The organism is Amycolatopsis sp. NPDC003731 (genome assembly GCF_053586895.1).
The window spans coordinates 1-8,850 of sequence record NZ_JBSFNC010000246.1 but is presented as its reverse complement, the minus strand read 5'-3'; the positions used below and the strand labels follow the sequence as shown (position 1 = coordinate 8,850).

Annotated in this window: 8 protein-coding genes and 1 rRNA gene; 2 read left to right on the top strand and 7 right to left on the bottom strand. The window is 70.9% G+C overall.

Annotated elements, in window-relative coordinates; all coding sequences use genetic code 11:
* Window positions 1-96: 96 nt before the first annotated feature.
* On the bottom strand, window positions 97-486 hold the full coding sequence (locus tag ACWDN5_RS45240; RefSeq protein WP_310976043.1) for an RDD family protein: 390 nt from the start codon (window positions 484-486) through the stop codon (window positions 97-99).
* A 269-nt stretch (window positions 487-755) separates the two neighbouring features.
* Between ACWDN5_RS45240 and glnA the strand changes: the two genes are divergently transcribed.
* Window positions 756-2,180, top strand: a complete 1,425-nt coding sequence (gene glnA, locus ACWDN5_RS45235) for a type I glutamate--ammonia ligase (protein WP_086850227.1) — start codon at window positions 756-758, stop codon at window positions 2,178-2,180.
* Between the two features lie 68 nt (window positions 2,181-2,248).
* Here the strand turns inward: glnA and ACWDN5_RS45230 are convergent, their stop codons facing one another.
* From ACWDN5_RS45230 to ACWDN5_RS45210, 5 genes are all read right to left on the bottom strand, one after another.
* A complete protein-coding gene (locus ACWDN5_RS45230; protein WP_449680616.1) occupies window positions 2,249-2,674 on the bottom strand; it encodes an acyl-CoA thioesterase in 426 nt (141 codons plus the stop codon).
* Window positions 2,675-2,688: 14 nt separating this feature from the next.
* Window positions 2,689-5,664 carry a bifunctional [glutamine synthetase] adenylyltransferase/[glutamine synthetase]-adenylyl-L-tyrosine phosphorylase gene (locus ACWDN5_RS45225; RefSeq protein WP_449680615.1) on the bottom strand — a complete coding sequence of 992 codons (2,976 nt, stop codon included), beginning with the start codon at window positions 5,662-5,664 and terminating at the stop codon, window positions 2,689-2,691.
* Window positions 5,665-5,693: 29 nt separating this feature from the next.
* Window positions 5,694-6,827, bottom strand: coding sequence for an anion permease (locus tag ACWDN5_RS45220; RefSeq protein ID WP_449680614.1), 1,134 nt, complete (start codon window positions 6,825-6,827; stop codon window positions 5,694-5,696).
* A gap of 94 nt (window positions 6,828-6,921) precedes the next feature.
* Window positions 6,922-7,668: a type 1 glutamine amidotransferase gene (locus ACWDN5_RS45215; protein WP_449680613.1), complete on the bottom strand. Its 747-nt coding sequence runs from the start codon at window positions 7,666-7,668 to the stop codon at window positions 6,922-6,924.
* 15 nt (window positions 7,669-7,683) lie between these two features.
* Window positions 7,684-8,121 (bottom strand): rhodanese-like domain-containing protein, encoded by a 438-nt coding sequence (locus tag ACWDN5_RS45210; RefSeq protein ID WP_449680612.1) that lies wholly within the window; start codon window positions 8,119-8,121, stop codon window positions 7,684-7,686.
* 111 nt (window positions 8,122-8,232) lie between these two features.
* Here ACWDN5_RS45210 and ACWDN5_RS45205 point away from each other — a divergent pair, with 111 nt between their 5' ends.
* On the top strand, window positions 8,233-8,679 hold the full coding sequence (locus tag ACWDN5_RS45205; RefSeq protein WP_449680611.1) for an Lrp/AsnC family transcriptional regulator: 447 nt from the start codon (window positions 8,233-8,235) through the stop codon (window positions 8,677-8,679).
* Between the two features lie 79 nt (window positions 8,680-8,758).
* Here ACWDN5_RS45205 and rrf read toward each other — a convergent pair.
* Window positions 8,759-8,850 (bottom strand): 5S ribosomal RNA (rrf, locus tag ACWDN5_RS45200); the annotation flags it as partial.

Below are 8,850 nucleotides of genomic sequence, written 5' to 3'. Positions count from 1 at the left end.
CCCTGCGGCGGCACGAACTCCTGCGCGTCGCCTGCGCCCACGTCCCGAATGAGTCATTCGCGACGTGCGGCTCGGGGTGGCGGCCGGGCGCGCCGGTCAGCGCATCCGGATGACCACGGTGCCGGTCAGCCGGTCGAGCCAGCTGCGGCCGTCGGCGTTGCGGACCGCCGCCGGGATCAGCACGAACGTCAGCGCGGCCCGGACCAGCGCGCGCAGCGGGCCGACCAGCGCGGCGCCGTCGAGCCGGGCGACGCGGATGCCGACCGCGGCCATCCCCGGCGTGAAGCCGAAGAAACCGGCCGAGATGACCGAGATGGCCGCCCACACGCCGCCGGACCAGAGGTTGAACTGCTGCATCGCGGCCGGGTCCTGCAGGCTCGGGTGCAGGAAGATGGCCGTGACCAGGGCCGCCACCACGAGATCGACGATCAGCCCGAGCAGCCGCGCGCCCCCGCTCGCCGCCGAGCCGACGCCCGACTCCGGCAAACCGAACTTCTCGCCCGGCCACCGCGAGCCGTGTTGATCAGTCCCCGGACCACCGTCGCCGGTGCCGGGCAGCCATTCACCGGTCCATCTCGCCACCCGTCCAGGGTATGCCGGTGGCGCGGAACACATCCGACCTGGTCGGATACCCGATATCGACCACCCGTTAACACCGGCGAAACATACGGGTGACGGTCGGGCAACACCGCACTTTTAGCGTGAGCCGAAGAGAGCACTGCCGTACGAGCTCGAACGAGAAGGAGTCACCGAGGGTGCCCACTACTCCAGACGACATCCAGCGCCTCATCGCCGATGAGGACGTCGAGGTCATCGACGTCCAGTTCTGCGACCTGCCCGGCGTGATGCAGCACTTCACGGTTCCCGCGAAGGCCTTCACCGAAGAGGCCTTCGAAGAGGGTCTCGCGTTCGACGGCTCCTCGGTGCGCGGCTTCCAGTCCATCCACGAGTCCGACATGCTGCTGCTGCCGGACGCGGCCACCGCGCGGATCGACCCGTTCCGCAAGGCGAAGACGCTGGCCCTCAACTTCTTCGTGCACGACCCGTTCACCCGTGAGGCGTACAGCCGCGACCCGCGCAACATCGCGCGCAAGGCCGAGCAGTACATCTCCGAGTACGGCGTCGCCGACAACGTCTACTTCGGTCCCGAAGCCGAGTTCTACATCTTCGACTCGGTCCGCTTCGACTCCGCCGAGCACGCCTCCTTCCACGAGATCGACTCGATCGAGGGCTGGTGGAACACCGGCGCCGACGAGGTGGGCGGCAACCAGGGCTACAAGACGAAGTTCAAGGGCGGCTACTTCCCCGTCCCGCCGGTCGACCACTTCGCCGACCTGCGCGACGACATCGTCCGCAACCTGCAGGGCTCCGGTTTCGAGATCGAGCGCGCGCACCACGAGGTGGGCACCGCCGGCCAGACCGAGATCAACTACAAGTTCAACACGCTGCTGCACGCGGCGGACGACCTGCAGCTGTTCAAGTACATCGTGAAGAACACGGTGTTCGCGGCGGGCAAGACGGCGACGTTCATGCCGAAGCCCCTCGCCGGCGACAACGGCTCGGGCATGCACTGCCACCAGTCGCTGTGGAAGGACGGCCAGCCGCTGTTCCACGACGAGTCGGGCTACGCCGGCCTGTCGGACACCGCGCGCCACTACATCGGCGGCCTGCTCAAGCACGCCCCGAGCCTGCTGGCCTTCACGAACCCGACGGTGAACTCCTACCACCGCCTGGTCCCGGGCTTCGAGGCCCCGGTTTCGCTGGTCTACTCGCAGCGCAACCGCTCGGCCTGCGTCCGCATCCCGATCACGGGCAACAACCCGAAGGCCAAGCGCGCCGAGTTCCGCTGCCCGGACTCGTCGGGCAACCCGTACCTGGCGTTCTCGGCGATGATGATGGCCGGCCTCGACGGCATCCGGAACAAGATCGAGCCCCCGGAGCCGATCGACAAGGACCTCTACGAGCTCCCGCCCGAGGAGGCCAAGGACGTCAAGCTCGTCCCGGGCGACCTCGGCACGGTCCTCGACACCCTGGAAGCGGACCACGACTACCTCCTCGAGGGCGGCGTGTTCACCCCCGACGTGATCGAGACGTGGATCTCGTACAAGCGCGAGAACGAGATCGACCCGCTGCGCCTGCGCCCCCACCCGTACGAGTTCGCCCTGTACTACGACGTGTGATCGGCTAGGACGCCCCGGACACGCCGGTGGCGAGGAGCGAACAGCCCTCGCCACCGGCGTTTCTCGTCTCACTCCGACGGCGACAGCAGCTTCATGTCCGCGCCCGCCGCCTCGTAGTGGCCGCGCGGGTCCTCCACCAGCTTGCGGCGCTCCAGGTCCATCAGCCCCAGCGTGCAGGTGATCTCCGCCGCCAGCGTGCCGTCCGGCTTGAGGATGTTCGAATCCATCCTGAACGTCTTGCCGCTGCCGAACTTGACTTCGCACGTCACGTCGACCTCGTCGCCCGCGCGCAGCTCGCGGCGGAACACCACGTGCGTCTCCAGGAGCACCGAAGCCAGGCCCGGCAACCCCTTCAGCGCGCCCGCCGCTTCGAGGAGTTCCAAGCGGGATACCTCGCCGTACGAGTGGTACACGGCGTGGTTGAGGTGGCCCAGGGTGTCCAGCTCGTAGTGCCGGACCTTGATCCGGGTCCGGAACGGCTCGCGATCGGTCACCAGGCCACTGTAGGTCAGGCCTCGTAGAACAGGTGCTCCACCACCGCGTGCGCCCGCCTGGTGATGCGGCGGTACGTGTCGAGGAACTCGCCGGGGTCGTCGCCCGCCGACTGGCCGAGGACGCGGGCCACCGCCGCCAGGTCGCGGCCCGAGCCCGGCACCTGGTCGACCGCCTTGCCGCGCACCAGCATTCCCGCGTTGCGCACCCGGGTCGCCAACAGCCACGCCTCGGCCAGCGAGTCCGCCTCGGCCTGCTCGGCCAGGCCCGCCTCCGGGAGCACCGCCAGCGCGTCGAGCGTCGACGTCGTCCGCAACCCCTCGACCTCGTGGGCGTGCTGGAGCTGCAGCAGCTGCACTGTCCACTCGACGTCCGCGAGGCCGCCGCGGCCGAGCTTCGTGTGCAGCGTCGCGTCGGCGCCGCGCGGCATTCGCTCCGTCTCCACCCTGGCCTTGATGCGGCGGATCTCGCGCGCCTTCGTCGCGTCGAGGCCGCCTTCGGGGTAGCGGATCGGGTCGATCATCGCGATGAAACGGTCGCCGAGGTCGTCGTCGCCCGCGATGAACCGGGCGCGCAGCAGCGCCTGTGCCTCCCACACCTCGCCCCACCTCGCGTAGTACGCGCGGTAGGACTCCAGCGTCCGGACCAGCGGCCCGCTCCGGCCCTCCGGGCGCAGGTCGGCGTCGACCTCCAGCGCGGGGTCCGAGCTCGGCGCGCCCAGCATCTTCCGGACGGTCTCCGCGACCGACGAAGCGAACTTCACGGCGTCGGAGTCCGAGACCCCTTCGGACGGCTCGCACACGAAGAGCACGTCGGCGTCGGAGCCGTAGCCGAGTTCGGCGCCACCGAGCCGGCCCATGCCGATGACGGCGATGCGCGCCGGCGTCCGGCCGAGTTCGGCCTGCCGCTGGCGGAACGCCGAGGCCAGCGCGCCCTGCAGCACCGCGACCCAGACCGAAGACAGCGCTTCGCAGACGGCCGGGACGTCGAGCAGCCCGAGCAGGTCCGCGCAGGCGACGCGCAGGAGTTCGTGCCGCCGCAGGGAACGTGCGGCGGCGATGGCCGCGTTCAGCCCGGGCTGACGCCGGACGGCGGCCCGCAGCGACGTCGCCACCTCGGCGGGCGTGCGGCCCAGCAGCCGGGCCGGGTCGCCGAGCAGCTGCAGCACCTCCGGCGCGCGGACCAGCAGGTCCGGCACCAGCCGGGACGTGCCCAGCAGGAAGGCCAGGTTCTCCACGACCGTGCCCTCGTCGCGCAGCACCCGCAGGTACCACGGCGTGTCTTCGAGCGCCTCGGACACCTTCCGGTACGACAGCAGGCCGCCGTCGGGGTCGGGGGTGTCGGCGAAGAGGTCGAGCAGCACCGGCAGCAGCGCCTGCTGGATCGCCGCGCGGCGCGAGACGCCCGCGGTCAGGGTCTTGATGTGCTGGAGCGCGCCGTCGGGTGCGGTGTAGCCGAGCGCGGCCAGGCGGCTGGCGGCCTGCTTGGTGGTCAGGCGCAGCGCCTCGGTCGGCACGTTCGCGACCGACTGCAGCAGCGGCCGGTAGAAGATCTTCTCGTGCAGGCGCCGGATGCCCTTGCCGTGCCGCCGGAACTCCGCGAGCAGCGCCTCGCCCTGGGTCTTGCCGCCGCTCGCCTTGATCCCGCTGGACCGGGCGATGATCCGCAGCTCGTCGACGTCCGCGGGCGCCGGGAACAGGTGGGTCCGGCGCAGCCGCCGCAGCTGCAGCCGGTGCTCGATCATCCGCAGGAACTCATACGACGCGCCCAGCTCGGCGGCGTCCTGACGGCCGACGTAGCCGCCTTCGCCGAGCGCCTCGAGCGCGTCCATCGTGGACGGTGAACGCAGGTCCGCGTCGACCCGGCCGTGCACGAGCTGCAGCAGCTGCACCGCGAACTCGACGTCACGAAGGCCGCCGCGGCCCAGCTTCAGCTCGCGCTCGGCGTGCTCGGACGGCACGTACCCCTCGACCCGGCGGCGCATCTGCTGCACCTCGGCGACGAAGTTCTCCCGGTCGGCCGCCGACCACACCAGCGGCGCCACCATTTCGGCGTACTGGCGGCCGAGCTCGGCGTCGCCCGCCACCGGCCGCGCCTTGAGCAGCGCCTGGAACTCCCAGGTCTTGGCCCACTTCTGGTAGTAACCGTGGTGGCCGTCCAGTGTGCGGACGAGCGCGCCGGCCTTGCCCTCGGGGCGCAGCGCCGCGTCGACCTCGAAGCACGCCTTGCCGACGACCCGCATCATCGTGCTCGCCAGCCGCGTCGCGAGGCCGAGGTCGCCTTCGCCGACGAAGATGACGTCGACGTCGCTGACGTAGTTGAGCTCCCGGCCGCCGCACTTGCCCATCGCGATGATCGCCAGGGTGCCTTCGGCGGACGCGCCGGCTTCGGCCTCGGCGACGACCAGCCCGGCGGCGAGCGCGGCTTCGGCCAGCTCGGTCAGCTGCGCCGCGACCTCGGCGTAGCGCGGGTGCTCGAGCCCGGCCTCGACGACGTGCCCGAGGTCGGCGGCGGCGATGCCGAGCAGCTGGCCGCGGTAGGCGACCTTGAGGGCCTGCTCGGCCTTGAGCCCGGTGAGCACGGAACCGTCGTCGTCCAGGAGCGCCGTGCGCAGGGCCTCGCGGTAGCAGGCGGAGTCGGTGCACTTGTCGCCGATGAGCGAGCGCCACTGCTCCGGGTTCGCGGCGAGGAAGTCGGCCAGCGCGCTCGACGTCCCGAGCACGCTGAGGAACCGCCCGCGGAAGGTGCGGTGGCCGCGGAGCTGCGGTTCGAGCTCGGCCCACTCGGCGGCGTCGGCCTCACGGATCCGGTCCAGGCCGCGCAGCGCGAGATCCGGGTCGGCGGTGCGGGACAACGCCGCGAGCACGTCGGCGGCCGGCTCGACCGGGCCGGCGTCGGCCCACCAGCCGGCCGCGCGCAACTGGCCCTCGGCACGGGAGTCGGTGAAGCCGTACCTCGCCGCCGAAGCGGTCGTTCGCGCGCGGTCTGCCATCACCGACCACCGTAGCCGGGGATGGCGGCTCAGGCGGCGAGCCGGCCCGGCTCGGTCCCGGCGGGCGTCGGCTCGGGCACCTGGAAGCTGTGCGCGGTGACGGGGTGGCGTCGCGAAAGCACGTAGATGCCGAGGCCGACGCCGGCCCCGGCGACGCCCACGGCGATGGTGCCGGCGTTGCCGAGCGAGGCGATCTTGCCGGAGATCGCGCCGACGATCGCGGCGGCGGGCAGCGTGAACAGCCAGGCGACGACCATCCGGCCGGCCATCCGCCAGCGGACCGGCGCGTCCCGGCGGCCGACGCCGGAGCCGACGATCCCGCCGGAGCAGACGTGCGTCGTCGACAGCGGGAAGCCCAGCCGCGACGAGACCAGGATGACCAGCGCCGAGCTCGTCTGGGCGGCGAAGCCCTGCGGGCCCTCGATGTCGGTGAGGCCCTTGCCCAGGGTGTGGGTGATGCGCCAGCCGCCGAGGTAGGTGCCGAGCGCGAGCGCGCACGCGGCGCTGATGATCACCCAGATGGGCGGCGACGCGCCCGCGGGAAGACTGCCGGCGGTGACGAGCGTGAGCGTGATGACGCCCATCGTCTTCTGCGCGTCGTTGGTGCCGTGCGCGAGCGAGACCAGGGACGCCGAGACGATCTGGCCGACCTTGAACCCGCGGGTGGCGGGCCGGCCGCGGACCAGGAAGCGGTAGACGAGGTAGGTGGCCGTCATCGCGACGAGCCCGGCGATGACCGGGCTGGCCGCGGCCGGCAGCAGGACCTTCTCGACGATCTTTCCGAAGTGGACCGAGTCGGTCCCCGCGGAGATCCAGGTGGCGCCGATCAGGCCGCCGAACAGCGCGTGCGACGAACTCGACGGCAGGCCGACGAACCACGTCACGAGGTTCCAGACGATCGCGCCGATCAGCCCGCCGAAGACGATCGCCGGGCCGATCCTGGTGTCGTCCACCAGGCCGCTGGAAATCGTCTTGGCGACCTCGACCGACAGGAACGCGCCGACCAGGTTCAGCACCGCCGAGATCGCGACGGCCACGCGGGGCTTGAGCGCCCCGGTGGCGATCGACGTGGCCATCGAGTTCGCGGTGTCGTGGAACCCGTTCGTGAAATCGAAAATGAGGGCCGTGACGACGACGACCACGACCAGCAACGAGGGTTGCACCCCGACCTCCGCACCCTTGTGGGGACTCCTCCCGCAAGGTACCTGACGGGTACGCCTGGCGTTAACAGGACGTTGCTGGTTGTGACCTCTGTCGTTAAGCCAGCGGTAACGTCCGTTGACTTGTCAGCGCGGGCTCGAGTTCTCCGGCGGCCAGCTTGACGAAGCGCTGCGCGAAGGGGCGCCAGGTCTCCTCGATGTCGGCGTGCACGGTCACCAGCGAGTCGTGCTCGAGCGAGCCGGGCCGGGCGAATTCGGCTTCTTCGGGGCATTCCGCGGCCCAGCTCTCGACGACTTCGGGCGTCGTCTCGATGTGGAACTGGACACCGTAGACACAACGCCCGAGCCGGTAGGCCTGGTGGGCGTAGCGCGGGGAGGACGCGAGCAGCTCGGCGCCGGGTGGGAGCCGGGTGATGGCGTCGGTGTGGAACTGGAGGACGTCCTGCACGAGCGGCAGGTCGGCGAACAGCGGGTCGGTCCACGCCGCGTCCTTCTTGCTGACGAGGTGCGGACCGACCTCCGGCCCGTCCGGGGCGACCTCGACGCGGCCCCCGGTGGCGACGGCCAGCAGCTGCGAGCCGAGGCAGATGCCCAGGGTGGGCAGGTTCTTCGCGGCGGCCTTGGCCAGCAGCCGCCGGACGTCGGCGAGCCACGGGTGCTTCGCGTCGTCCTCGGCGCCCATGCCGCCACCGAGGCAGACGACGGCCTGGTAGCCGTCGAGCTCGGGCAGGTTTTGCTCCGGCTGCAGGCGGACGTCGAGTTCCGCGCCGGCCTCGGTCAGCCAGTCGCCGAGGGGGCCCAGCGGGTCCGACGTGTCCGGCTGGATGATCAGGATTCGGGTCACGTTGTCCAGGGTAGGTCAGCAGGCACAGCGGATTCCCTCTGTCTTGATTCCTTCTGCCGTGGTGCCTTCGACGGGGTAGCCGGCGGCGATCCAGCTCGTGATGCCGCCGGAGAGCCGTTTCACCTTGAAGCCGAGCTGGGCGAGCTTGAGCGCGCCCTTGGTGGCGGCGTTGCAGACGGTGCTTTCGCAGTAGCAGACGTACACGAGGTCGCGGTCGAGGTGTTGCGTGCTTTCCGGTGTCATGTCCCGGTAGGGCAGGTTGATCGCGCCGGGGATGCGGGCGTGGGCGAAGGCTTCGGGCGCTCGCGTTTCGACGACGACGTAGCCGTCGGTGCGGCCGGCTTCGAGGTCTTGGACGAGGTCGTCGGGATCGACCTCGAAGCCGAGCTCGGCCGCGAAGTGCGCGGCGGCGGCCTCGGGTGCGGCGGCGGGGAAGGCGAGTGTGCGCGTCATGGGGTAAATCCTGCTGGGACAGCGGGTTTCCGGACAGGGCAGAATCGGCGTGGAAGCCCGGCCCGGCCGGGGATTTCCCTGTTCTGGCCCTGCGAATCCGGGAGAGTTGCGGTGGACCACCTCGACGACGTCGACTGGCGCCTCTTGGAGCTCCTCCAGGAGGACGGCCGACTGAGTTTCTCGGAGCTCGGCCGCCGGGTATCGCTGTCGGGCTCGGCGGTGACGGAGCGGGTCCGCCGTCTCGAGGAGCGCGGAGTGATCACGGGCTACGCGGCGAGCGTGGACACGACGAAGCTGGGGCTGCCGATCGAGGCGTTGGTCCGGGCGCGGGTGCGGAGCCTGGACACGCCGCGGTTCCGGGCGGCGGTGTTGCCGCTGCCGCAGGTGGTGGCCGCGGATCACGTGACGGGTGACGAGTGCTGGGTCCTGCGGGTGCTGTGCCGGGACACCGCGGAGCTGGAGGAGCTGCTGGAGAAGGTGCAGCGGTACGGGGAGACGAGCACATCGCTGGTGTTGTCGTCACCATTGCGGCGGCGGCCGCCGGCTCGGCCGAGCTGACCGTGTCCCGGACATGAGAAAAGGGCCTGGGCCGGGAGACTGTTGGTCTCGACCGGGCCCAGGCCCTCTCCTAAATTAAGTTCGGCGGTGTCCTACTCTCCCACAACCCTTCGGTTGCAGTACCATCGGCGCTGTCAGGCTTAGCTTCCGGGTTCGGAATGGGACCGGGCG